25 protein-coding genes are annotated in these 24,287 nt (G+C 71.5%); 14 read left to right on the top strand and 11 right to left on the bottom strand.

The window, feature by feature from the left end:
* Window positions 1-1,418, bottom strand: a 1,418-nt coding sequence (locus tag ICW40_RS02035; RefSeq protein ID WP_221652163.1) for a lytic polysaccharide monooxygenase, incomplete at its 3' end; no start/stop codon positions are given.
* Between the two features lie 322 nt (window positions 1,419-1,740).
* Between ICW40_RS02035 and ICW40_RS02040 the strand changes: the two genes are divergently transcribed.
* The gene (locus ICW40_RS02040) at window positions 1,741-3,465 is read left to right on the top strand and encodes a glycosyl hydrolase family 18 protein (protein ID WP_221652164.1); all 1,725 of its coding nucleotides are present in this window, start codon (window positions 1,741-1,743) and stop codon (window positions 3,463-3,465) included.
* A gap of 85 nt (window positions 3,466-3,550) precedes the next feature.
* On the opposite strand, the gene nagB is transcribed toward ICW40_RS02040, so the two are convergent.
* The 6 genes from nagB to ICW40_RS02070 form a co-directional block, all read right to left on the bottom strand.
* Window positions 3,551-4,336, bottom strand: coding sequence for a glucosamine-6-phosphate deaminase (nagB, locus tag ICW40_RS02045; protein ID WP_221652165.1), 786 nt, complete (start codon window positions 4,334-4,336; stop codon window positions 3,551-3,553).
* Complete coding sequence (locus tag ICW40_RS02050; RefSeq protein WP_221652166.1) at window positions 4,336-5,313, bottom strand: ROK family protein; 978 nt, start codon at window positions 5,311-5,313, stop codon at window positions 4,336-4,338. Before ICW40_RS02050 ends, nagB begins: the two co-directional genes overlap by 1 nt.
* Window positions 5,310-6,245 (bottom strand): carbohydrate ABC transporter permease, encoded by a 936-nt coding sequence (locus tag ICW40_RS02055; protein ID WP_221652195.1) that lies wholly within the window; start codon window positions 6,243-6,245, stop codon window positions 5,310-5,312. Before ICW40_RS02055 ends, ICW40_RS02050 begins: the two co-directional genes overlap by 4 nt.
* A gap of 17 nt (window positions 6,246-6,262) precedes the next feature.
* Entirely contained in the window at window positions 6,263-7,249 is a 987-nt protein-coding gene (locus ICW40_RS02060; protein WP_260458655.1) for a carbohydrate ABC transporter permease, read from the bottom strand.
* 88 nt (window positions 7,250-7,337) lie between these two features.
* Complete coding sequence (locus tag ICW40_RS02065; protein ID WP_221652167.1) at window positions 7,338-8,681, bottom strand: extracellular solute-binding protein; 1,344 nt, start codon at window positions 8,679-8,681, stop codon at window positions 7,338-7,340.
* Between the two features lie 80 nt (window positions 8,682-8,761).
* Entirely contained in the window at window positions 8,762-9,847 is a 1,086-nt protein-coding gene (locus ICW40_RS02070) for an ROK family transcriptional regulator (protein ID WP_221652168.1), read from the bottom strand.
* Between the two features lie 185 nt (window positions 9,848-10,032).
* On the opposite strand from ICW40_RS02070, the gene ICW40_RS02075 reads away from it, so the two are divergent.
* Window positions 10,033-11,109 (top strand): DNA polymerase IV, encoded by a 1,077-nt coding sequence (locus tag ICW40_RS02075; RefSeq protein WP_221652169.1) that lies wholly within the window; start codon window positions 10,033-10,035, stop codon window positions 11,107-11,109.
* Between the two features lie 63 nt (window positions 11,110-11,172).
* Here ICW40_RS02075 and ICW40_RS02080 read toward each other — a convergent pair whose 3' ends face one another.
* Entirely contained in the window at window positions 11,173-11,880 is a 708-nt protein-coding gene (locus ICW40_RS02080; RefSeq protein WP_221652170.1) for a DUF1361 domain-containing protein, read from the bottom strand.
* A 51-nt stretch (window positions 11,881-11,931) separates the two neighbouring features.
* Between ICW40_RS02080 and ICW40_RS20650 the strand changes: the two genes are divergently transcribed.
* Window positions 11,932-12,066 carry a hypothetical protein gene (locus ICW40_RS20650; protein WP_260458656.1) on the top strand — a complete coding sequence of 45 codons (135 nt, stop codon included), beginning with the start codon at window positions 11,932-11,934 and terminating at the stop codon, window positions 12,064-12,066.
* A gap of 61 nt (window positions 12,067-12,127) precedes the next feature.
* Here the strand turns inward: ICW40_RS20650 and ICW40_RS02085 are convergent, their stop codons facing one another.
* Window positions 12,128-12,919, bottom strand: coding sequence for a hypothetical protein (locus ICW40_RS02085; RefSeq protein ID WP_221652171.1), 792 nt, complete (start codon window positions 12,917-12,919; stop codon window positions 12,128-12,130).
* A 489-nt stretch (window positions 12,920-13,408) separates the two neighbouring features.
* Here ICW40_RS02085 and ICW40_RS02090 point away from each other — a divergent pair, with 489 nt between their 5' ends.
* Window positions 13,409-14,524, top strand: a complete 1,116-nt coding sequence (locus tag ICW40_RS02090) for a tyrosine-type recombinase/integrase (protein WP_221652172.1) — start codon at window positions 13,409-13,411, stop codon at window positions 14,522-14,524.
* A 157-nt stretch (window positions 14,525-14,681) separates the two neighbouring features.
* Window positions 14,682-14,909 carry a hypothetical protein gene (locus ICW40_RS02095; protein WP_221652173.1) on the top strand — a complete coding sequence of 76 codons (228 nt, stop codon included), beginning with the start codon at window positions 14,682-14,684 and terminating at the stop codon, window positions 14,907-14,909.
* A gap of 58 nt (window positions 14,910-14,967) precedes the next feature.
* Here ICW40_RS02095 and ICW40_RS02100 read toward each other — a convergent pair whose 3' ends face one another.
* The gene (locus ICW40_RS02100) at window positions 14,968-16,098 is read right to left on the bottom strand and encodes a sensor histidine kinase (protein WP_221652174.1); all 1,131 of its coding nucleotides are present in this window, start codon (window positions 16,096-16,098) and stop codon (window positions 14,968-14,970) included.
* A complete protein-coding gene (locus ICW40_RS02105) occupies window positions 16,095-16,832 on the bottom strand; it encodes a response regulator transcription factor (protein ID WP_221652175.1) in 738 nt (245 codons plus the stop codon). Before ICW40_RS02105 ends, ICW40_RS02100 begins: the two co-directional genes overlap by 4 nt.
* Window positions 16,833-16,964: 132 nt before the next feature.
* Here ICW40_RS02105 and ICW40_RS02110 point away from each other — a divergent pair, with 132 nt between their 5' ends.
* The 9 genes from ICW40_RS02110 (at window position 16,965) to ICW40_RS02145 (ending at window position 24,124) form a co-directional block, all read left to right on the top strand.
* Entirely contained in the window at window positions 16,965-17,258 is a 294-nt protein-coding gene (locus ICW40_RS02110; protein WP_221652176.1) for a glutaredoxin family protein, read from the top strand.
* A gap of 1 nt (window position 17,259) precedes the next feature.
* On the top strand, window positions 17,260-18,249 hold the full coding sequence (locus ICW40_RS02115) for a cytochrome c biogenesis CcdA family protein (protein WP_221652177.1): 990 nt from the start codon (window positions 17,260-17,262) through the stop codon (window positions 18,247-18,249).
* The gene (locus ICW40_RS02120) at window positions 18,246-18,872 is read left to right on the top strand and encodes a peroxiredoxin family protein (RefSeq protein ID WP_221652178.1); all 627 of its coding nucleotides are present in this window, start codon (window positions 18,246-18,248) and stop codon (window positions 18,870-18,872) included. Before ICW40_RS02115 ends, ICW40_RS02120 begins: the two co-directional genes overlap by 4 nt.
* 51 nt (window positions 18,873-18,923) lie before the next feature.
* Window positions 18,924-19,055: a hypothetical protein gene (locus tag ICW40_RS20655; RefSeq protein ID WP_260458657.1), complete on the top strand. Its 132-nt coding sequence runs from the start codon at window positions 18,924-18,926 to the stop codon at window positions 19,053-19,055.
* A 35-nt stretch (window positions 19,056-19,090) separates the two neighbouring features.
* Window positions 19,091-19,717: a DUF305 domain-containing protein gene (locus tag ICW40_RS02125; RefSeq protein ID WP_221652179.1), complete on the top strand. Its 627-nt coding sequence runs from the start codon at window positions 19,091-19,093 to the stop codon at window positions 19,715-19,717.
* 114 nt (window positions 19,718-19,831) lie between these two features.
* The gene (locus ICW40_RS02130; protein WP_308121569.1) at window positions 19,832-20,224 is read left to right on the top strand and encodes a hypothetical protein; all 393 of its coding nucleotides are present in this window, start codon (window positions 19,832-19,834) and stop codon (window positions 20,222-20,224) included.
* Window positions 20,225-20,424: 200 nt separating this feature from the next.
* Window positions 20,425-20,826: a four-helix bundle copper-binding protein gene (locus ICW40_RS02135; RefSeq protein ID WP_308121570.1), complete on the top strand. Its 402-nt coding sequence runs from the start codon at window positions 20,425-20,427 to the stop codon at window positions 20,824-20,826.
* A gap of 96 nt (window positions 20,827-20,922) precedes the next feature.
* The gene (locus ICW40_RS02140; RefSeq protein ID WP_260458658.1) at window positions 20,923-21,564 is read left to right on the top strand and encodes a DUF305 domain-containing protein; all 642 of its coding nucleotides are present in this window, start codon (window positions 20,923-20,925) and stop codon (window positions 21,562-21,564) included.
* A gap of 292 nt (window positions 21,565-21,856) precedes the next feature.
* Complete coding sequence (locus tag ICW40_RS02145; RefSeq protein WP_374199122.1) at window positions 21,857-24,124, top strand: heavy metal translocating P-type ATPase; 2,268 nt, start codon at window positions 21,857-21,859, stop codon at window positions 24,122-24,124.
* Window positions 24,125-24,287: the final 163 nt, after the last annotated feature.

Genomic DNA, 24,287 nt, shown 5'->3' on the forward strand with positions numbered 1-24,287 from the left:
TGGCAGGACTGGGCGAACGCGGCCGGGTTCTGCGCCGCCTGACCGAAGCCACCGGACCACGTCCAGCCACCGAAGGACCAGATCACCTTCAGGTCCGGGTGCAGCCGCTTGAGCTCACGCAGCTGGTTGAAGTTGCCCCGCAACGGCTGGTCCCACGTGTCCGCCACACCGTCCACGCTCTGCTCGGCCGTGAACGCCTTCTCGTAGTCCGCGAACGCATCCCCGATCGTGCACCGACCGTTCTGCACGTTCCCGAACGCATACATGATGTGCGTCAGCTCATCCGCCGACCCCGACGTCTCGATGTTCTTCACCTGGTAGTTCCGCGCATAGGTCGCCCACTGCGCGTAGTAGCCGACGACGTACTCACCGGGCTCCGCGGGCTCGCCCGGGTCCGTGGGGTCGGTCGGGTCGGTGGGATCCGTCGGGTCGGTCGGGTCCGTCGGACCTGCGGCGCACGGACCGAGGTCCTTCCACACGCCCGAGCCGCCCGTGCTCGGGGCCTCGCCCTGCGTCCACCACCGGGCCTCCCAGTCGTGCCCCGCGTACGAGGCGCGCATGCCGCCCGTGTAGGTGGAGCCGGCCGCCCACGCGACCGCCGTGCACGCGCCCGGCTCTGTCGGGTCGGTCGGGTCGGTCGGGTCGGTCGGGTCGGTCGGGTCCGTGGGGTCCGTCGGGTCCGTGGGACCCGTCGGGTCGGCGGCGCACGGACCGAGGTCCTTCCACACGCCCGAGCCGCCGGTGCTCGGCGCCTCGCCCTGCGTCCACCACCGGGCCTCCCAGTCGCGCCCCGCGTACGAGGCGCGCTGGCCGCCCGTGTAGACCGTCGACGGCGCGTACGGCGCGGCGACGCACGCACCGGGCTCCGTCGGGTCGGGGTCGGTCGGGCCCGGGTCGACGACGCCGCCCACGTTGATGTCCACGCAGTTGTAGAAGGCCATCGCCGTGTTCGAGACGTTCCACCGTGCCAGCACGGTGTGCCTGCCCGCGGGCAGGTCGGTCAGGGTGTGCGTGACCGTCGACGGCGGCTGCTGCCCGTTCTGGTCGAACGTCCGGTGCAGCACCCCGTCGACGAAGTACTCCCACGTGCTCGTGTTGTGGGCCGCGGTCAGGTTCCAGCGGAAGTCCACCGTGCTGCCCACGTTCGTGACCGGCCACGGCTTGCTCGCGTCGTTGAGGACCTGGAACGCGGCCTGGCCGCCGTTGCACTGCGTCGAGCCCTTGGGCGCCTCGACGCTCTGCGGCTCGTACGTGATCTGCCCGCAGTCGAAGGACGTCGTGCGCTTGGCGCAGTGGTCCTGCCTGCTCGGCGGTGAGGTGACCCACCCGTGGGCCTCGGCACTCGGGGCTGTGCTGATCGGGACGGCCAGCGCTGCCACGAGCGCGACAGCCAGTGCTGCCGCGCGGAATCGCTTCATCGGGATTCTCGCTCTCCTGCTCGGTGTCGTGCGGTCGTCGCGCAGGCGGTCCGACCGTCGGACCCGCACGCTGCGCGGAGCGGCGTTCACCGTCCCTCCGGCATCGCCTTCGGCACCCCCGCGACCGACGTCGGGCGCGGCGAATGTGTATAGAAGCTTTCCTAACAAAAACGTCACCGGCGCGACACCCGGATGACCGCAGGAACGCAGAGGGAAACCCCGTAGCGGATTTCCCGTACCGGGCGCCATGCGCCACGTGCCTATGGTGAAGGAGTCCGAACAAATTCCGGCGCGACGCCGGCCGAAGAGCAACGAGGCCTTCATGAGACCCCTGCCCCCTCCCCTGCCGCCCTCGCCCGGCGCCCGCCTCCGGCGCGGCACGGCCCCGACGGCGGCCGCTGCCGCGGCCGTGCTCGGCGTCACGCTCCTGGCGACGCCGGCCTCCTCCGCACCGGTCGTGTCCGCGAAGCCCGCACCGGCCGTGGCCGGCCCCTCCGACATCAACGGGTACCGGAGCGTCGGGTACTACATGGCCGACGCGCCCGTGACCCGCGACTTCCACATCGCCGACCTCGTGACCTCGGGGGCGATCGAGGACCTCACGCACCTCAACTACGCCTTCGGCAACGTCACGACGGACCTGGTCTGCGACATCGCCGACGTCCCGGGCGAGGGCGACCCGCACAACGACTTCCTCCGGAGCGTCAGCGCGAAGGACTCCGTCGACGGCGTCGCCGACCAGCCGGGGCAGGCTCTGGCCGGCAACTTCAACCAGCTGCGCAAGCTCAAGGAGCTCAGCCCGGACACCAAGGTGCTCGTGTCCCTCGGCGGCTGGACCTGGTCGGACAACTTCTCCGAGGCCGCCTCGACGCCCGAGGGCCGCACCGCCCTGGTCGACTCGTGCCTCGACCTCTACATCGACGGCGACCTGCCCGAGCTCGAGGGTCGGGGCGGCGCCGGAGCCGCCGCGGGGCTCTTCGACGGCATCGACATCGACTGGGAGTGGCCCGTCACGGGCGGCGAGACGGCCAACGCCCGGCCGGAGGACAAGGAGAACTTCCTCCTGCTCATGGAGGAGTTCCGCGCCGAGCTGGACGCGCGTGGCGCGGCCGACGGGGAGGACTACCTGCTCACGGCGTTCGCGCCGGCCGGCGGCTGGAACGCCGGCGAGGGCGGCTGGCTCGACCCGCGCCTGTTCGCCGTCGTCGACTTCCTCAACGTCCAGGGCTACGACTTCCACGGCGGGTGGGTGCCGAACCAGACGGGCCACCAGGGCAACCTGCACCCCGACGGTGACCACAACTGGGGCCTGGGCCTCGACGGCGCGATGGGCATGTACGTGGCCGCGGGTGCCGCACCCGAGCAGCTCAACGCCGGCCTCGCCGCGTACGGCCACGGGTGGTTCGGGGTCGAGGACGGCTCGCAGGCGTGGCAGCCGGCGGCCGGCTACGTCGGCACCAGCACGTACGCCCAGCTGCGGAGCCTCGGGAAGGCGTACTTCGACGCCGAGCTCGGCGCCTCCTGGCGCTACGACGGCGACCAGTGGTGGAGCTACGACGACCCCGCGTCCGTGACGGCGAAGGCCGAGTGGCTCGCGGTCGAGGGCTACGGCGGTGCCATGTGGTGGGACCTCTCGGGCGACTACCGCAACGAGCTCGGCGACGCGCTCGGCAGCACGCTGCGCCTGGCGACCCCCGGACCGCAGGTCGACGAGAGCTGCGCGGCGCCCTGGTACGCGTCGGGCGTCTACACGGGCGGCGACGTCGTCGCCCACGAGGGCGTCGAGTACCGGGCGATGTGGTGGACGCGGGCGCAGACGCCCAGCGACCAGCCGTGGGGCCCCTGGAAGCCGGTCGGCCCGTGCGGCACGGTGCCCGCGGCGGACCCGGTCGACTGCGGCGACGCGTGGTCCCGCGAGACCGTCTACACGGGCGGACAGGTGGTCTCACGCGCAGGCGTGAACCACACGGCCCAGTGGTGGACCCGCGGCGAGCTGCCCGGCTCCGCCGTGCACGGCGCCTGGGATGCCGGGGTCCCGTGCGTCTGACCTGACCGACGACGGAGCCCGGCGCACCTCCCCCGGTGCGCCGGGCTCCGTCGTCCGTGCGGCGTCGTCAGCACGCGCGCAGCGGTCAGACGTGCTGCCAGGCGGGCTTGCTGGCCCAGGTCTCCCGGTAGTAGTCCGCGAGCTGCAGGCGGCTGGCGGCCGCCTCGTCGACGAGGACCGTGACGTGCGGGTGGTGCTGCAGGACCGTCGCGGGCCACAGCGCGCTCACCGGCCCCTCGACGAGCTGGTGCACCGCCTCGGCCTTGCCCCGCCCGGTGGCGAGGAGGATGAGGTGGCGGGCGTCGAGGATGGTCCGCAGCCCCTGCGTGAGGACGAGTCGCGGCACGGCCTCGACGTCGCCGTCGAAGAAGCGCGCGTTGTCCCGACGGGTCTGGGCGGTGAGCGTCTTGACCCGGGTCCGGGACCCGAGGGACGAGCCGGGCTCGTTGAAGGCGATGTGCCCGTCCGTGCCGACGCCGAGCAGCTGCACGTCGACCCCGCCGGACTCGACGATCGCGGCCTCGTAGCGCGCGCACGCGGCGACGAGGTCGTCGGCGGTCCCGTCCGGCCCCTGCACGGCATTCGGTGCGAAGTCGACGTGCTGCTCGAGCTCGCGCTCGATGACGCGGCGGTAGCGCTCGGGATGCTCCTCCGGCAGGCCGACGTACTCGTCGAGCAGGAAGGCCCGCGCCTCGCGGAACGACAGCGTCCCCGCGGCGCAGCGCGCCGCGAGCTCGCGGTAGACCAGGAGGGGTGACGAGCCGGTCGCGAGGCCGAGGACGGCGCGCGGGTTGCGCTGCAGCACCCGCTCGACCGCCTCGGCGGCGATCTCGGCGAGGCGCTCCGGGGATGCGTCGATGACGACTTCCATCAGCTGGCCACCTTCACGGTCGAGGGGTCGGTGTGCGCCATCCGTGCGGAGAGCGCCGCGCCGAGCGGCGCGAGCTGGCTGCCGCGAGGCGCGAGCAGCAGCCGGTCCGCGATGCGCAGGCTCGTCAGGAACGCGGACCCGACGGCCTGCCGCCGCAGCGCGGCCACGACGGCGGCCTGGAGCGGCGCACCGACCTCGGCCACACCACCGCCGAGCACCACGTGCGCGACGTCGCAGGTCAGCACGAGCGTACGCACACCCGCGGCGACGGCGTCGGCGTACTCGTCCCGCACCCGGACGGCGGCCGCGTCCCCGGCCTCGGCCGCCTCGAAGAGCTCGGCCGGCGCAGGCCTGCCCCAGCGGCTGGGCCACGCGGCGTCGAGCGCCGAGCCGGACGCGTACAGCTCGAGGCACCCGTGCTGGCCGCACGCGCAGCGCGCGCCGTCGGCGACGTACGGGATGTGCCCGACCTCGCCCGCGATGCCGAGGTGCCCGCGCCGGAGCCGACCGTCCAGGATCAGCCCCGCGGCCACGCCCGTGCCGAGCGCGAGGAACGCGAGGTCGCCCGTGAGCCGCAGCACCTGCGCGGCACCGAGGGCAGCGACGTTGAGGTCGTTCTCGACCCAGACCGGACGCCGGCCCATGCGGTTGCCCAGCAGGTCGCCGAGCGCGACCGGGACCCCGTCGATGCCGAGGTTCACCGCGTGCGAGACGGCGCCCGTGGTCGAGTCGACCATGCCCGGCACGCCCGCACCGACGACGTCGAGGTCGGCGGGGGTCAGGCCGGCAGCGGCGCACAGCCGCTCCGTCGCCTCCGCGGCGGAGTCCACGACGCCCTCGACACCCCGGCGGGTCGGCACACGCAGCGCGGACCGCGGCATGGCGTCGGCGTCGACCAGCACAGCGCTGATCTTCGTCCCGCCGATGTCGAGGCCAACCGACCAGCCGCGCCCGGGCTGGTCGGCCGCCGCCGTCAACCCTTCACCGCCCCGGCCACCAGCCCGCTCGTCATGCGGTGCTGGACGAAGAGGAAGAAGACGATCACCGGGACGGCGATCATGGTGGCGCCCGCCATGACGACGCCCCAGTCCGTCGCGCGGTTCGCCTCGACGAGCCCCTGGAGCCACAGCGGGAGCGTGCGCTTCGACGGGTCCGTCATGACGACGAGCGCGAGCGTGTACTCGTTCCACGCCTGGAGGAACCCGTAGACGCCGGAGGCGACGAGGCCGGGGGCGAGCAGCGGGAACGTGATGCGGAAGAACGCGCCGGTGCGGGACAGGCCGTCCACCATCCCGGCCTCCTCGAGCTCGATCGGGATGCCCGTCACGAAGCCGCGCAGCATCCAGATCGTGAACGGGACGATGGCGGCGACGTAGACGAGCGTCAGGCCGAGCACGTGGTTGACCAGGCCCCAGCTGTCGAGCATCTGGTACTGCGAGATGAACAGGCCCTCGGCAGGGATCATCTGCACGACGAGCACCGCGACGATGAAGGACTTGCGACCGCGGAACCGGAACCGGCTGACGGCGAGCGCGGCGAGGAACGCGAAGAGGATCGCGGCGACGAGCGTGATGCCCGTGACGACGATGGACACCCGGAACGACGCCGCGAAGGTGGGGTCGGAGAAGACCGCGCGGAAGTTCGCGAGCGTGCCGTCGACCGGGAAGAACGTGGGCGTCGGTGTCCGGAGCCGGTTCGTCGGCAGGAACGAGCTGCTGATCATCCAGTAGATCGGGAAGACCCAGACCAGGGCGATGACCACGGCGAGCAGCCCGAGGAGATGGCGGGCCACCGACCCCCTGCCGCCGGGCCGACGCTGCAGGGCGGCGGCCGCGGGGGCCGTACCCGGGGCGGGGAGCTCGGCCGGCTGAGGTGCGCCGGCCGGGCGGGTCGCGGGGCCGCCGTTCATCGGAGCCGTCGGTGCGCTCACAGTTCCTCCTCGCGCAGCATGCGGCGGATGTAGAAGGCGGTCAGGGCCAGCGTCAGGACGAGCATGATCGTGGCCATCGCCCCGGCCATGGAGAACTCCTTGGCCAGCGAGTAGATGTAGGTCCCGAGCAGGTGCGTCTCGCGCGTCGGTGCGCCCGCCCGCTGGAGCACGTAGATCTGCGTGAACACGCGCAGGTCCCAGATGATCTGCAGCAGCGCGACGACGAAGAGCACGGGCCGGACCATCGGGATGACGACGAGCCAGAACCGCTTCCACTCGCTCGCGCCGTCGAGCTGCGCCGCCTCGAGCGTCTCGCCCGGGACCTGCAGGAGGCCGGCGTAGACGGTGAAGACGACGAACGGGACGCTCATCCACACGACGATCACGGTGGCGACGCCGTAGAAGGACAGCGGCTCGATGAGCCACGAGTGGTAGCGCATGCCGCTCATGCCGAACGGCTCGGCGAGCAGCCAGTTGATGACGCCGTACTGGGAGTCGAAGAGCCACTGCCACACGGTCATCGTCGCGAGCACGGGCGTGCCCCACGCGAGGAGCATCGCGACCTGCAGCGTGATCCGCGCCGCACGGCCCACGCGGGACATGAGCACGGCGAGCGCCATGCCGATCGCCATCGTGAGGGCGGCGTTAGCGAGGCAGAACGCGACGGACCGCGCGATGACGGTCCACACGTAGCCGTCCGTGAGGAGCGCCACGTAGTTGTCGATCCCGACCCACTCGGCCGCTCGGCCGAACTGCTGGGCGAGGCCGTACTCCTGGAAGGAGCGGATCAGCTGCACCACGAGCGGGTACCCGAGGCCGACGGCGATCGGGAGCGTGGCCGGGAGGAGCAGCGCGTACCCGCCGAGGCGAGGAACTCGTGACCGGCGGACCGGGGTCGTGCGGGGTGGTACGGCGGGGGCGGGCGCCACGGACATCGACGGCGGAGCCGCGGCGACCGGACGGCCGGTGGACTGGCCGGGCATGGGTTGCTCCAAGGTAGTCGGGCGCCGAGAGCGGGCAGGTGGTGGTCCGTCGGAGGAGCGACGGGCCCGCTCTCGGCGCCCAGCGGGGTCAGTTGAGCGTGTCGGCGATCAACTGGTCGGTCGTCGCGGCCGCGTCCGCGATGTCGGCACCGCTGGCGACCTGCTGGAAGAAGTCCTCCAGGAGGCGCTCGCCCTCGACGTCGGCCCACCTCTCGGCCGGCGGCGTGAGCTTGGCGTCGAGCGCGGCGGCGAGGGCTGCCTGGGCGTAGACGTCGTCACCGAGCGCGCTGGCGAGGTCCGTGTTGGCCGGGATGAGCCCGTTCTGCGCGAGCATCGTCTGGTAGTCGTCGCTGAAGATGATCCGCAGCAGCTCCTGGGCCAGCTCCTGGTTCTCCGACATGGTCGGGATGGCGATGTTCGAGCCGCCCGCGAAGACCGTCGCCGGGGTACCCGCCTCCATGCCGGGGAGCGGGAAGATGCCCGTCTTGGACTCGTTGCAGGCCTGCTGCTCCGCGCGCAGCGCGTTGGCGGCGTCGGACGTGTCGTCCGCGGCGACGCCCTTGTTGCACTCGGGCAGGTCGATGCTCCACCGCGCCCACGTCGGCGCCGAGAACATCGCGGCCTCGCCGTTGTTGAACGGCACCCACGGCTCGTTCGAGTCCGCGTCACGCGGGGCGTTGGTGCCCTCGGTGAAGAGGCGCTGGATCTCGGTGAGGCCCTCCTGCGACTCGGGGCTGCTCAGCGCGCCGGCCCACTGGTCGCCCTCCTGGACGGCGAGCTCGCCGCCGTGCTCCCAGATCCAGGGCAGGCCGTTGTACCAGTCCTGCCCCGGGAACCAGAAGCCGGAGAAGTTCGCGACCCCGTTGGGGTTCGCCTGCTGGAGGGTGATCGCCGCCTGGGTGAACTCCTCGAGCGTGGTGGGCACCTCGACGCCCGCCGCGGCGAAGACGTCCTTGTTGTAGAAGACGGCTCGCGCACCCGAGTAGTACGGCAGCGCGAACACCTGGTCGCCCACGGAGCCGGCCTCGACGAAGCCCTGGAGGAGCGTCTCGCCACCGAGCTCGGCGTAGAGCTCGGTGAGGTCGGCGAAGGCACCCGCGTTGGTGAAGGTCGGGGCCTGCGTGTTGCCGATCTCGACCACGTCGGGCGTCTGCTCGGCCGACGTCAGCGCCGTCTGGAGGCGCGGCACGAGGCCGTTCCAGTCCTGCTCCTCGATGACGAGCGTCGCGCCGGTCTCGGCCGCGAACGTGTCGATGAGGTACTGGCGCAGCTCGTCGTTGGTGTCACCGCCGTTGAGCCAGAGCGTGATCTCGGTGTCCGCGTCCGCGGTGGCGGGGGCGTCGTCGCCCGGCTCCTCCGCGGTGCCGTTGCTGCACGCCGTCAGGGCGAGAGCCCCGATCGCGAGGACCGCTGCCTTTCGTACAATTCGCATGGGGGTTCCCTCTCCCAGTCGCGGCGGTGCCTGGCAGCACCGCTGTGTGGTGTGTGTCCTGTTCGGTCGGCTCGGCGACATCAGCTGAAACCGAGCTGACCGGACAGCACGAGGACGGCGGCTCCCAGCAGGGTTCCGTCCTCGCCGAGTTGCGTCATCCGCAGCTGGACGCCGCTGCTGATGACCGGGATGGTCCGCTCCTCGATCGTGTCCAGCGCGGCGTCGCGCAGCGGACCGTCGAGGAGCTCTGGGGGGCCGCTGAGGATCACCTCGGAGAGGTTCAGCGCACTGACAACCGGCGCGAGGGCGATGCCCAGGCGCCGACCGACCGACGCCAGGGCGGCGTCGGAGGCTTGGGGGTCGAGCCCTGCGACCCGGCGCCGGAGCGCGGGCACCGAGAGCACGGTCTCGAGGCAGCCGCGGCGGCCGCACGCGCAGGCCTCGGCCTGCCCGAGCGGGGCGCTCGCCACGTCGTCGCGGTCGTCGATCACGGTGACGTGACCGAGCTCGCCGGCCGCGAAGGCGCGGCCCTGGACCAGGGCGCCGTCGAGGACGATGCCGGCACCCACACCCTGGCCGACCGTGAGGGCGAGCACGCCCTTGACGGACGCGCCGCCGTACGTCAGCTCGCCGAGCACGGCGGCGTTGGCGTCGTTCGCGACGTGGACGGGCAGGGCGACGGCGTCGGCCACCGTCCGGGCCAGCGGCACGTCGTACCAGCCGCGGTTGGGCGCCTGGACGACGGTGCCCCGGGGGTCCACGACGCCCGGGGAGCCGATGCCCACGCCGAGCAGCGGGCGGTCCGCACGTGCGACGAGGTCGCGGGTGAGGTCGACGACCGCGTCCACGGCGTCCGCGCCGGTCACGCCGTCGACGCCGACGGAGGTCCGTGCGAGCCGCTCCCCCGTGAGGTCGAGCACGGCCCCGTGGATCCGCGCGTCGTCCGTCAGGTCGAGGGCGACGATCTGGAACGCCTCGGTGCGGAAGCGGAGCCTCGTCGCGGGCTTGCCGACGCGTCCCTCCGGCTGGGCGCTGAGCTCGGCCACGAGCTCCTCCGCCATGAGCGAGTTGACGAGGTCCGAGACGGTGACGCGCGTGAGCCCCGTCGACCGGGCGAGCTCGGCACGCGAGGTCGGGCCGGAGTGGAACAGGTGCTGGAGCAGCATCGCCCGGTTGTGCGCACGGCCGTCCTCAGGGAGGACCTTGCTCGTAGGTCGAAGCGTGCGCGCCGTCGTCACGTTTGTTAGTAGACCTTCCTTACAGATCCGGTGTCAAGGGTCACATTCGCGTCCGGGCGACTTCGTGGCAGGACGGCGCGTGCCCGCCGACGCGGCCGCTGCCACACTCGAGCATGGGCACGCGGACCGCATGGGTGCTGCACGTCGACCTCGACCAGTTCGTCGCGGCGGTCGAGCTCCTCCGGCGGCCCGAGCTGGCCGGTCGACCCGTCGTCGTCGGCGGTCGCGGGGACCCGACCGAGCGCGCGGTGGTCTCCACCGCCTCCTACGAGGCCCGCGCCTTCGGCGTCCGGTCGGGCATGCCGCTGAAGATCGCCGCGCGCAAGCTGCCCGACGCCGTCTTCCTCCCGGTCGACGCGCACGCGTACGAGGCGGCGTCGGAGGAGGTGATGACGGCGCTGCGCACCCTCGGCGCCGTGGTCGAGGTGCTCGGCTGGGACGAGGCGTTCCTCGGTGCGGAGACCGACGACCCGGAGGGGCTCGCGCGGCGGGCCCAGGAGGTGGTCCTCGACGCGACCCGGTTGCACTGCTCCGTCGGGATCGGCGACACCAAGGTCCGCGCGAAGATCGCGACGGGCTTCGGCAAGCCCGCCGGCGTCTTCCGGCTCACCGCCGAGAACTGGTTCGACGTCATGGGTGACCGCGCCACGATCGAGCTCTGGGGCGTGGGCACCAAGGTCTCGCGCCGGCTCGCCGGGCTCGGCGTCCGCACGGTGCGCGAGCTCGCCGAGGCGCCGGTCGAGACGCTCGTGGCGGAGTTCGGCCCGCGCATGGGCGTCTGGTACCGCGACCTCGGGCAGGGCCTGGGGCCGACGACGGTCGACGACAGCCCGTGGGTGCCGCGCGGCCACAGCCGCGAGACGACTTTCCAGCAGAACCTCACGAGCCGCGACGAGGTGCGCGCGGCCGTCGACGTCCTGACGCGTCAGGTCCTCGAGGACGTCGCGGCGGACGGCCGCGCCGTCCTCCGCATCGGCCTCAAGGTGCGGTACGCGCCGTTCATCACCAAGGTCATGAGCCGCAAGCTGCCGGGGCCGACGCGCGAGGGCGACGTCGTCGTCGCTGCGGCCCTGGCGCTCGCCGACGAGCTCGAGGACCGTGAGGTCCGGCTCCTGGGCGTGCGGGCGGAGATGGTCATGCCCGACGAGGCCGACCGCGGCGAGCGCACGCCCGTGCGCGGGCGCATCTGAGCCTGCGGCGACGGCGCCGCCACCGCGGCTGCGGGCATCCCCGCGCGCGCGAGGCGGCGTCGGTCACCGCTCGGCGGCGACGAGCCCCGCGACGACCGGCCCGGCGACCGCGACGTACATGAGGCCGAGGAACACGGTGTGCGTCGCGCAGAACCCCAGCAGGGCGGTCCACTGCCGGTCGACGACGACGTGCCGGTGCACCCTGCGCACCAGCGCGCCCGGATGGGCCACGTCCCAGCTGTTGAGGCGCAGGTAGCGCCCGAGGTACATCCCGAGCGAGACGAGCAGCAGCAGGACGAGGACGAGCACCTGGCCGTCGCTCTGCTCGAGCCCCTCCGCGTGGTCGCCGTGCCGCAGCAGCGCAAACGAGAGGTGCGCGGTGAAGACGTTCAGCACGGTCGTCAGGACCCCCGCCATGGCGAGTGCGATCACGAGCGCGATGTCGAACCACATCGGCACCCCGTCGCCGTCGACGCGGTGGCTCAGGTTGAGCTCCGTGATCAGGTACCCGGCGTTGGGGAGCAGGAGGAGCCAGACGATCGTGGTGACCGCCGCGACGACGAGCACGGACCACCGCGGCGCACCGGCCACGACGAGCACCACCGACACCAGCAGGCCGAGCAGCAGCACGAGGAGCGGCAGCGCGCAGAGGACGAGGTTGAGCACCATCGGCCGGTAGAGCCGCGTCCCGTACACGCGTGCCCGGGCCAGGACGAGGAGCGCCGCGAACACGTCCATGCCCACGACACCGGTGACCAGGCTGGTGAGCATGCCGGGCTCCCGTCGTCCGCGCCTGTGATCGACCGCACCCAGGTCTAGCCCATGGCGGCGTCGTCGCACCACGGCCGCCGCGTCGACGGCGTCACGACGCACCTGCAGCACGTCGACGACCAGCTCGACGTCCGCGACCGCGCAGCGGCCGTGGGCGAGGGCTACCGCCGCGGGCTCCTGCGGTAGTCGGTGGGCCGCGCGTCCGACGCACGTCGCCGGGGTTCTGCGGCGGATCCCGCGGGCGCGATCAGTCGACCGGCGTGGCCGGTACGACCTCGTCCGGGTAGCACGGTCCGTCGTTCACGCTCATGCCGTACTCCACGGCCCCGTCCCCGGGTGTCTCGACGACCAAGGTGCGCACCCCTGATGTGTCGCCCACGGCTCCGAGCTCGGCGCGCTCCTCCGAGGTCACGTACCAGATGCTGACCATCTTCCACGCGCCGTCAGCAGTGCGCCGATGCGCCTTGTACGAGTACGTGTCGGCCCCGGGCGATGCGCCGTCGCGCCACGTCAGCACGAGACGGTCCGCCGACACCAGCGCGGTCACGTCCTGCGGACGGATCGCAGCGCAGTGCTCAGCGACCGTCAGCGCCGGTGACACCCACCCCTCCGGTGCCGGGATGGCCGGCACCGCGTCGTCCTCGACTGCACCTGCCCTGACCGGATCGCCCTCGACGACACCGTCGGAGCCGCAGTCGAGGACCAGCCGAAGCCGGTACTCGGGCGAGCCGGCCGGCGGGTCGGGGTCGACGAACCGGGCGGCGGACCCGCCCGGCAGCTCCACCTCGGCCAGGAGCTCCCACGATCCGGCAGCGGGCCGGCGGTACAACCGTCCGCGGAAGTCGTCATCCAGGTACCCCGGGCCCCACGTGAGCTCGACGGCACCGTCGACCGCCACTGCGGCGAGGTCGACCGGCTCGTCCGCGAAGTCGGAGCACACGTCCTCCCACGCCAGCTCGTCCTCCGGCTCGAACGCACGTGGCCCGGCCACACACCCGGCCGACATCGCGGCGACGACGACCGCCGCACCTGCGCGCACGCAGACCTGAGCGACACGACCCACCGCCGCCCCCTCTCGCGCGCACCTCGGCTCGTCGTGCCGGACGCTACCGGCGCGCGTCGCCAGGCTGCGACGAAACCTAGACAAGGCCACTCCAACGGTCTAGCGGTCACACCCGTGCGCGCGGCGCTCGGCGGGCAGCGGTCACCGAGCTCATGACGCGCGTTTCGCCGCGGCCGCGGGGCGACGCCGTGCCGGGACCGTCGGCATCGGCTCCTCGCAGGAAACGACGAAGGCCCGGACCATCAGGTCCGGGCCTTCGTCACTGTGTAGCGGGGGCAGGATTTGAACCTGCGACCTCTGGGTTATGAGCCGAGCGCACTAGCATCCACGGGTCCCGCTGACTAGCCTCGTTGCACATGAATGTGCAGGTCAGGGCCGCTTTCGCGTTCGCTTCGGTATGCCGACGTCCGCCGGTGACCGTGCACGTTCGCGTACATGCTGCGTACACAGAGGCGGGGAGAGCCGATGGGCTGGGTGGCGATGCGTCCGGCGTCCGACGGTCGTCCGCGGTACATGGCGATGTACCGGGATCTGCACGGGCGTACTCGCTCCGCTGGGACGTTCGCCAGGGAGCGCGATGCCCTGCGTGCGGCGCAGCGGCAGGATGACCAGCTTGCCGAAGGCAAGTGGCTGGATCCGGTCGCGGGCAAGGTGACGTTCGGCGAGTACGCCGTGGAGATCTGGCTTCCGTCCAGGCATCTGGAGGTCAGCACCCGTGCCGGCTACTCCTCCTACCTGCGCAATCACTTCGTGCCGTTCTTCGGTGCAATGACGCTGGCGCGCATCATGCCCTCGACCGTCCAGGACTGGGTGACTCGAGCCGTCGACCAGGGCTTGTCGCCTCGCTCGATCGCCAAGTACCACGTGATGCTGCATTCGGTCTTCGCGCGTGCGGTCCGTGACCGGCTCATCGCCTTCAACCCCTGTGAGGACACCGAGCTGCCGAAGGTCGTGACGAAGAAGGCAAGGACGCTGACGCCCGAGGAGTTCGCCGGCGTGCTCGCCGAGATCCCCGACCGCTTCAAGCCGCTCGTCATGACGGCGATCGAGACCGGCCTGCGGTGGGGCGAGCTTGTCGCGCTCCGGCCGCGGCACGTCGACTTCCTCCGCCGCACGATCACCGTCGAGGAGACGATCGTCGAGGTGTCGCGGAAGGACTCACCGACGGGCGAACGGATGATCGTCAAGCCCTACCCGAAGGACGACGAGCCCCGGACGCTCCGCGTCTCTCGGGCACTCCTCGACGTCCTGGCTGCCCGGATCGCCGAACTGGGCCTAGCGAGGGACGACCTGCTGTTCCCGTCGCGCGAGATGGCCGGTGGCCAACCTCTTTCGCGCGCCACGTTCAACACGCGCCACTGGAGACCGGCCATCCAGCGCTCGGGTGTCGAGTTCGACCTGCGCATGCACGACCTTCGCCATGCGCACGCCTCGTGGCTCCTGGCCGGGGGGGCCGATCTCAAGACGGTCATGGAGCGCATGGGGCACTCCCAGATCATGACGACGCAGCGGTACCTGCACACGCTTCCCGAGGCGCAGGACGAGGCGCTAGCCGCCTTCGAGAGGATCCGGAAGCGGTAGCCCGCGTCACGGCGGACACGTCGGTGACCGAATGCCGACGTCCACCACGACGCTCTTCACGGATCCTTCATCGGACCGCGATCGCTGATGGAGGGCGAACGGCCGACCCTGGGCACTCGAGGCCGCGGAGAGCGAGCCCATCGGACGAGGAGAAGCCATGTCATGGTGCCTGAACGGCGGCGGCTGGCTGATGGTCGGTGCGACGGCCCTGGTGGTGCTCACGGCAGTGTGGGCAGTGACCCGCCTGTTCCCGACGTCAGTCGTTGCTGACCCCGCCGGCATCCTCGACGCGCGCCTTGCCCGCGGGGAGGTCGACGTGGACACCTACCGTCGACTCCGCGCCGAGCTGGCCGGGACAGCGTCGAGTGTGGAGGCACACCGATGACGCCGCACAGGAACGCAATGACGGCGGGCCGCTCAGCGGACGCCCGACCGACCCGTGCTCAGCTAGCGGTAGCGGGCAGGACCACAGTGAAGGTCGCACCGTGTCCGAGACCCCTGCTGCCCGCTGCGATCGTGCCGCCGTGCGCCTCGACCAGCGCCTTGCTGATCGCCAGCCCGATCCCTGAACCACCGTGGGCACGGTCACGCGCCGTGTCGGCGCGGTAGAACCTCTCGAAGATGTGCGGCAGGTGCTCGGCCGCGATGCCTTCCCCCGTGTCGGTGACGGTGACGCGCACGAAGCACGAGCCCGCGGGCGCCGCGGCGAGGAAGACTTCGCCACCCGCCGGCGTGTGGCGTATGGCGTTGGCGACGAGGTTGTCCAGAACCTGTGCGAGCCGCGTGCGGTCGACGGAGACCCGCACAGTGGGAGCGCCGGTCGCGACGCGCAGCTCGACGCCCGACGTGGAGGCGCGCTCACGGGCGGCCGATGCCGCAGCTTGGAGGAGCTCGCCAGCGGCAACGTCCTCGATGTCGAGAGTGAGGTCGCCCGCCTCGGCGTGTGTGACCTCCGCGAGGTCCTGGGCCAGTCGGGTCAAGCGGTTGGCCTGATCGCGGAGTATCGCGATGGTGGCCGAGTTCAAGGGTTCTACCCCGTCCTCGACCGCCTCGAGGTAGCCGCTGAGGGTCGCGACGGGGGTACGTACCTCGTGGGCAACGTCGGCGAGCAACCGCCCGCGCAAGCGGTCGGCCTCCTGGAGGCGGGCAGCCATCGCGTTGAACGACTCGGCGAGTTCCTCGAACTCGGTCCCCAGCCCGGTGCTGGGCACCCGTGAGTCGTAGCGGCCCGCACCGAGGCGCGTCGCCGCGGAGGACACCGCGGACAGCGACCGTGCGATCCGTCGGGTCAGGAACACGCTGACAAGTACTGATGCCACCGCAGCCGCCCCCAGGGCAAGCGACAGGGCGACGGTGCTGGCGTCGCGAAAGGCCCGTTCCGCGTGCAGGACGGCGCTGTCCGTGTCGCCTAGTCCCGCGGCGACCATGTGCTCGTGGAACAAGCCCGGGCCGACCGATGCGGCCACGAGCCACGCCGTGATCGCAGCGGTGAGCAGCACGATGACGATGGCGGCGAACAGACGGGTCGCCAAGCCCCATCGAACCGTGCCAGGGGCGCCCGTCGCCGTGGTCACGACCCTGTGCCGATCCGATAGCCGACGCCACGGACCGTGCGGACGAACCGCTGGGCCTCTGCGCTGTCACCGAGCTTCTGGCGCACATGGAGCACGTGCACGTCGACGAGGTGCTCGTCGCCGACCCAGTTCAGGCCCCAGACGGTGTCGATCAGCGCGCGCCGAGAGAAGACGCGCGCCGGCTTTGCTGCGAGTGCTGACAGGACATCGAACTCGGTGCGCGTCAGCGGGATCGCTTCGCCGTCGAGCCAGACCTCGCGCCCGTCCACGTCGATGCGCAGAGCGCCGACCTCGAACACCGCAGGCGCCTCGCCGGGGAGCTGGTCCGCGGGAGCCGCTCGGCGAGGGCGACGCAGGAGCACCTGGATACGAGCCATGAGCTCTCGGGGGCTGAACGGCTTCGTCATGTAGTCGTCCGCCCCGACCGACAGACCGATCAGCGTGTCCACTTCCTCAGCCCGCGCGGTCAGCATGATCACGTAGCAGTCGGAGAACGTGCGCAGCTGACGGCACACCTCGACCCCGTCCAGTCCGGGAAGACCGAGGTCAAGGACGACGACGTCGGGGTCCACCTCGCGCAGCACGGCGACGGCCTGGGCGCCGTCGTGGGTCACGGTGACCTCGAACCCGTCGCGTTCGAGGTACCCGGCCACCAACCGGGCCAGGGCCCGCTCGTCGTCGACGACGACCGCGCGCCGCGACGACGGCAGGGTGGGGTCTGGGGAGCTGGTCACGGACCCATTGTGTGCTGGCTCCGAGTACCGGTGGGGACCTTCATCGAACCTTGATCCAAGGGCGACCGGCCCTTCGGTGCTGCGCGTCGACGCTCTACACGTCCGAACCCGCGCAAGCCTGCAGGAGAACCCGTGTCCCCCTCCGATCCCGTCGACCCGCCGGTCGTCACCGTCGTCCACGCCCCGGCGTGCCACTTCTGCCACGACGCCGAGGAGGCACTGGCTGCCCTGACGCAGGAGTACTCGCTGGTGATCCGCCGTGTCGGTATCGAGACGATGGAGGGCAGGGCGCTCGTGGCCGAGCACGGCCCGCCGATGAATCCGCTGGTGCTGGTGGACGGTCAGTTCTTCTCCGCTGGGCGGCTGCCGCGCAAGAAGCTGGCCAAGGTCCTGCAGGGCCGGCACGCCGTCGCGGTCGGCGCCTGAGATGGGCAGCGAGCTGCTGACGACCGGCAGCATCCTGGCGGCGTTCTTCGCCGGCGGGGTGGCCCTGTTCGCCCCGTGCTGCATCGTGTTCCTCGCGCCGTCCTACTTGGCCGGTGCGGTCAAGAACGCCCGCTGGCGACTGCTGCCGCTGACGTTCGTCTTCGCCGCGGGCCTGGCGGTGGTGCTGGTGCCGATCACGCTGGGGATGAGCTTGCTCGCCGGCGCTATCGCCCGATACCACGCGCCGCTGTACTGGGCCGGCGGGCTGCTGATGATCGCGCTCGCAGCACTGGCCCTGTCGGGTCGGATGTGGTCGCTGCCGTCGTTCCTGCGCGCCCCGGACACCACCCGTGGTGACACGGCGAGCTTCTTCTCCCTCGGTGTGTTCTCCGGCATCGCGTCGTCGTGCTGTGCACCGGTCCTGGCCGGGGTGATGACCCTGTCGGTCCTCTCAGGATCGCCGATCGGGGGCCTGGCCCTGGGTCTGGCGTACGTCTTCGGGATGGTCTTCCCGCTGTTCGTCATGGCTCTCGTCTGGGACAAGGCCCGGCTGGGCGAACGCAAGCTCCTCCAGGCCAAGACCGTCCGGCTGCACCTGGCGGGCCGCACCCTGGTCACCAACACCCTGAACATCGCGGTCGCGGTCGGTTTCGCCGTGATGGGCGTGTTCGTCATCGCCCTTGCCGGCAGCGAGGACATGACGGGCGGGTCGGCGTTCCAGGATGCCACCAGCCGCACGCTGACCGACGTGTTCGGCGCCGTCCAGGAGTTCCTGTCTCCGGTGCCCGAGCCCCTCCAGGCGTTGGCGCTGCTCGCGGTCGCCGCCGGCTTCATCTGGGTGACCCTCGCCGACCGCCGCCGCTCAGCGCGCCCGTTGAGCACCGCACCGGCCTCCTCCATCGAGGACTGCGCCGCCGCGGCCGGCGACGACGATGCCGCGCCCGTCCCGTCCTGCCACGCCGCCCCGACCTCGGAAGAAGTGACCCGATGACCTCCGGAACCGCTACCCGCCGCCTCGCCGAACGTCAGCAGGCTCTGCTGGAGGTCCAGGCCGCACAGGCAGAACAGACCCGGCGCCGCCAGCGCATCAGCCGGGGCGCCTGGGGCATCGGCCTGCTGATCGTCGCCGCCGCGGTCGCGTTCGGGTTGGCCACCTCGCGACCGACCACGTCCAGCGACGTGCGGGCCGCGCCGGACTTCACGCTCCCCGCCTCGGACGGCTCGACCGTGTCCTTGACCGACTACCGCGGTGAGCCGGTCGTCCTGTACTTCAATGAGGGCGCCGGGTGCGACAGCTGCCTGCTGCAGATGGCCGAGATCGAGAAGGACCCCGCGTTCGCCGAGGCCGGCATCGCCGTGCTACCGATCGTGATGAACACCTCTGAGCAGATCAACGCGGACCGCGAACGCCTCGGGGTCCAGGCGCCGTTCCTGCTCGACGACGGGACCGTGTCCGCCGCCTACGACACCCTCGGCAAGGGCATGCACGAAGGCCTCCCAGGCCACGGGTTCGTCCTGATCGACGCCGACGGGAACCAGTTGTGGCACGGCAACTACCCGTCCATGTGGCTCGCCCCGTCCGACCTGCTCAAGGAGGTCTCGAGCCGACTCTGACCACCACCTCTTCAGATCCGAGCACGTCACGACATCACGAAGGAGGGCCCGATGGGCTGCTGCCAGGACACCACCACGGCGATCACCACGACCGAGAGCACCGAGACGACGGCCGGCGACGGCTGCTGCGGCGGCGGCGCTCAGGGCACGGACACCTGCTGCGCGACCAGCACCCCTGCCTGACCGACCCGAACACCGATCCTGGGAAGGAACCAACCTTGACAACCACGACACGCCGGCGCCTCGCCGCAACGACCGCAGTGCTGGCTTTGGCAGCCACTTTGACGGCCTGCTCCAACGCCGATGAGCCAGCGAGCGAATCTCCCGCTGCACAGGAGTCCGCGAGCAGCGAGGAAACCGGGGAGGCGACCGAGCACAACGCTGCGGATGTGGAGTTCGCCCAGATGATGATCGTCCACCACCAGGGGGCGCTCGAGATGGCCGAACTGGCGGTCGAGCGGGCATCAGCCGACGAGGTGCGCACGCTGGCCGAGCGGATCGCTGCAGCGCAGGGCCCGGAGATCGAGCTCATGTCCAGCTGGCTGGTGACCTGGGACGAGGAGCTGGCCGCCGACGCCGAGCACGGCGGCATGGACCACGGTGGGATGGACATGGACGGCATGGACCAGGGGGAGGCCATGGCTGCCCTCTCCGAGCTCGAAGGGGTCGAGTTCGACCGCAAGTTCCTCGAGCTCATGGTGGCCCACCACCGCGGCGCCACCGAGATGGCTCAGACCCAGCTCGCCGAGGGCGCAGATCCGGACGCTCTGGCACTCGCCCGGTCGATCAGGGACGACCAGAACGCGGAGATCACTGAGATGGAGAACCTGCTCCGCAACCTGTGAAGAGCCCGCGTCGACCGCAGGAGGCCGCCCGACCACGAGAGGGGCGGCCTCCTGCCGTACGCGTCGGACGCCGGCGATGCAGCGACGGAGTCGGCTCGGACGTATCGTCGCCCCGTGTCCAGCCCGCGCCCGATCGGTAACGACCTCCCCGGGCTCACCGCGTGCAGCCTGTGCGCTGGGGAAACGCTGGGCGAGCGCGACACCGAGGCGGGTGGCCAGCTGCAGCGGCTGGAGCGCCTCGACGACTCCGGCGTCGCGCGCTTGACGACGGTGGAGTGCCTCGACGAGTGCGAGCGCGGCGACGTCGTGGTCGCTCGTCCGACCGGTGCCAACCGCCGTGCCGGCGCACGACCGGTGTGGTTCGAGCGCCTCGCCGGGGACGAGGCGACCGACGAACTCGCGGACTGGCTGCGCTCCGGCGGCCCGGGCGCCACGGAGCTGCCCGACGGGCTCGCCGACAACGTCATCAAGCGTTCCGGCACGGCGTCCGAGGGCCCTGCGGCGTAGCCGTCAGCACCAAGGGGCCAGGTCCGGCCGTGTCCGCCCTGCGCACGACTCGTCGTCCGGAGCCGTGCGCACCTTCATCGAACCTTCATGGCCATTCGTGCCCGCTCACCGTGCGAACACCCAGGCCTCTCCTTAGCGTCGAAGTGGTCCCGCGGCGCGCGCGATCACGCGCCCGGTCCTTGCAACCGAGGAGGAACGACGTGAAGACCACGGAGATGCTCGAGACCTACCCCGCCACGATCAACCTCGACCGACAGCTGCTCGCCCGCGTCATCGAGACCCTCGTCGCCTGCTCACAGGCGTGCACCGCGTGCGCCGACGCGTGCCTGAGCGAGGAGATGGTCGCGGACCTGCGCAAGTGCATCCGGTCCAACCTCGACTGCGCCGACAGCTGCACGGCTACGGCGCGGATCCTGTCCCGCCACACCGGCTACGACGCCAACATCACGCGGGCGCACCTCGAGGCCTGCATCGCCGCGTGCCGGGCCTGCGGTGACGAGTGCGAGCAGCACGCGAGCATGCACGAGCACTGCCGTGTCTGCGCCGAGGCGTGCCGCGACTGCGAGGCCGCCTGCGGCGAGCTGCTCGCGGCCATCGGCTGAGCGCGCCCACGCGGTCCCGGTGGGCAGCCCGCCCGCAGCACCGCGTGAGCCGTCCGGCACCCCAGCAGGCACGGAGCAAGACGAGGAGACGCAGCGATGTCCATGCAGCGCGAGCACGACCACGAGCCGAAGAGGGAGCACGACGGCGGTGACGACACCGGCTACGGCGGCGAGCACCATGGCGGTCAGCAGGGCCATCAGATGAAGGGCATGTACCTGCGGTTCGCCGCCATGATCCTCACGGCCATGGTGGTCATGTACTTCGTGATGTTCGTCGGCTCCTGGGAGCTCGACCACGTCCGGTTCAGCCAGAGCCGCGTCTTCATGGCGGTCACCATGGGCGGCACCATGGGGCTGATCATGCTCGCCTGGATGCTGAACATGTACAAGAACGCCAGGGCGAACATCGCCGTCGTCGCCGTCAGCCTGCTGCTCCTCGCCGGGGGCGTCGTGCTCGACCGCAGTCAGGCCACGGTCGGCGACACCGCATTCATGCGCGCGATGATCCCCCACCACTCCCTGGCGATCACACGCTCCGAGCAGGCGCAGATCGACGACGTCCGGGTGTGCGAGCTCGCCGTCGAGATCATCAAGGCCCAGCAGCGTGAGATCGCCGAGATGGACTGGCTCATCCAGGACATCGAGCGCAACGGCATCGCCACGTCGGCGGCTGATGCCGACGAGCGTGCGGTCCCGGACTTCGAGGGCACCGCGCTGCGCTCGTGCCCGACGTCCTAACCCAACCCGCCCGGCGTCGAGGCGTTGCACGCGAGGAATATGCGCCATGGATGGACGGTCCGGCAGTCAGATACCCCCTGGGGTATCACCGGGTGACCGGTCGGAGGAGAAGAGCCATGAGCAACGCGCACCAGGGCCACCCGGTCCACTACCCGCGACCATCGCCCCTCGAGCCGTACCGGAATACCCCGCCGGGGTATACGCTTGACCGTGGTGATACCCCCTAGGGGTACGCAGGACCACGGGGGCTCGCCAAGGGCGCACCTCCCCCGACGGCCGAGGAGAGACGATCATGAGCAACGCGCACCACGGTCACGACGCCGGTGAGGACGTGCGGCCGACGACGGATCGCTCGCTCGGTCACGGGACCGGCCACGACGAGGCCGCACCCGCGCATGACCGACACGGTGGGCACGACGCCGACCAGATGGCCCACGAGGGGCACCGTCCCGGTGGGCACCACGCCGCCCACGGCACCACCCCGGAAGGTGACCACGGTGCGCACGGGGGGCACGACGGCCACGGGGGCCACGGGGGCCACGGCGACCATGTCGCCATGTTCCGTCGCATGTTCTGGATCACGCTGTTCCTGGCGGTACCGACCGTCTTGCTCAGCGGGATGTTCGCCGACCTGCTCGGCTACTCGCTGCCTGACCTCCCCGGCCTCGCATGGGTCGCCCCGATCCTCGGCACGGTCATCTATCTCTGGGGCGGGCGCCCGTTCCTCACCGGAGCGGTCGCCGAGGTCCGCGGCCGCAAGCCGGGGATGATGCTTCTGATCGGGATGGCGATCACCGTCGCATTCGTCGCCTCCTGGGGCGCCACGCTGGGTCTGCTGTCGCATGAGCTCGACTTCTGGTGGGAGCTGGCGCTCCTGGTCGCCATCATGCTGCTCGGCCACTGGCTCGAGATGCGCTCCCTGGCGCAGACGTCCTCCGCGTTGGACTCGCTCGCCGCGTTGCTTCCGGACGAGGCCGAGAAGGTCGACGGCGACACGGTCGTCGTCGTCCCGCCGTCCGCGCTCGGTCTGGGTGACGTGGTGATCGTGCGCCCGGGGGGCCGGGTCCCGGCCGACGGCGAGGTCGTCGACGGCGCCGCCGACGTCGACGAGTCGATGATCACCGGTGAGTCACGACCGGTCCCGCGCACGGTCGGCGACCGCGTCGTCGCCGGAACCGTGTCGACCGACAGCGCACTACGCGTGAGGGTTGACGCCATCGGCGACTCCACCGTGCTGGCCGGCATCCAGCGCCTGGTCGCCGAGGCGCAGTCGTCCACCACACGCGCGCAGCTTCTCGCCGACCGCGCCGCCGGCTGGCTCTTCTGGTTCGCCGTCGTCGCGGCCGTCATCACCGTGACCGCCTGGAGCGTCATCGGCACGCCCGACTTCGCCATCGTCCGCGCCATCACCGTCCTGGTCATCGCCTGCCCCCACGCCCTCGGGCTCGCGATCCCGCTCGTGGTCTCGATCTCGACCGAACGGGCCGCCCGCGCGGGCGTCCTGGTCAAGGACCGGGCCGCGCTGGAAAGGATGCGCGTCGTCGACACGGTCCTGTTCGACAAGACCGGCACGCTCACCAAGGGCGAACCAGCCCTGCACGACGTCGCCACCACCGGGCTCCCCGAGGACGAGCTCCTGACCCTCGCCGCCGCCGCCGAGGCGGACAGCGAGCACCCCCTGGCGCGCGCCATCACCGCCGCCGCGGAACGCCGCGGGCTGAGCGTGCCGCGCGCGCAGGATTTCCAGGCCTCGACAGCGGTCGGGGTCTCCGCCACCATCGACGGGCGCCGCGTCGCCGTCGGCGGACCGAACCTCCTGGCCGAGCACGGGCTGACTCCCCTGCCCGACGCCCAGCCCTGGTCCGATCGCGGCCAGATCGTCCTGCACGTACTGGTCGACGGGCAGGTCGCCGGCGCCTTCGGGCTCGCCGACGAGGTCCGCCAGAAGTCCCGGGAGGCAGTCGACGCCCTCCACGCACTCGCGATCCACGTCGTGATGATCACCGGCGACGCGGAGCCCGTGGCCAAGGCCGTCGGTGCAGAGCTCGGCATCGACCAGGTCTTCGCGGGGGTGCGCCCCGAGGACAAGAGCAGCACGGTGGCTTCCCTGCAGGGAGCGGGTCGGACCGTGGCGATGGTCGGCGACGGCGTCAACGACGCCCCCGCTCTCGCCCAGGCCGACGTCGGCATCGCCATCGGCGCCGGCACCGACGTGGCGATCGCCTCGGCCGGAGTCATCCTCGCCTCCGACGACCCACGATCCGTGCTGTCCGTCATCCGGCTCTCCCGCGAGGGCTACCGCAAGATGAAGCAGAACCTCTGGTGGGCGGCCGGCTACAACATCGCCGCCGTCCCCCTCGCGGCCGGCGTCCTGGCACCGATCGGGTTCGTCCTGCCGATGGAGGTCGGCGCGATCCTCATGTCGCTGTCCACGATCGTCGTGGCCGCCAATGCCCAGCTCCTGCGCCGCCTCGACCTGACCCCGCAGGGCTCGACCGCCTCGGCGCACAGCGCACCGCGCGTCCAGCCGAGTCCCCTGATCGGCACGCCGGCCGCCTGACCCACGTGTGCCCATCTTCATCGAACCTTCATGGCCGAAAGGCCGTAGGTCGGCACGATCGAGGTACGCCATGGCGACCTTGGAGGGCAGCGTGCCCTTCAGCACGACCGAGGGCAGCCCGACGTGCCTGACAACCCTCAAGCTGACCTAGCATGGCCCGTCT

This window comes from Actinotalea ferrariae, from assembly GCF_019733465.1.
Taxonomy (GTDB): domain Bacteria; phylum Actinomycetota; class Actinomycetes; order Actinomycetales; family Cellulomonadaceae; genus Actinotalea; species Actinotalea ferrariae_A.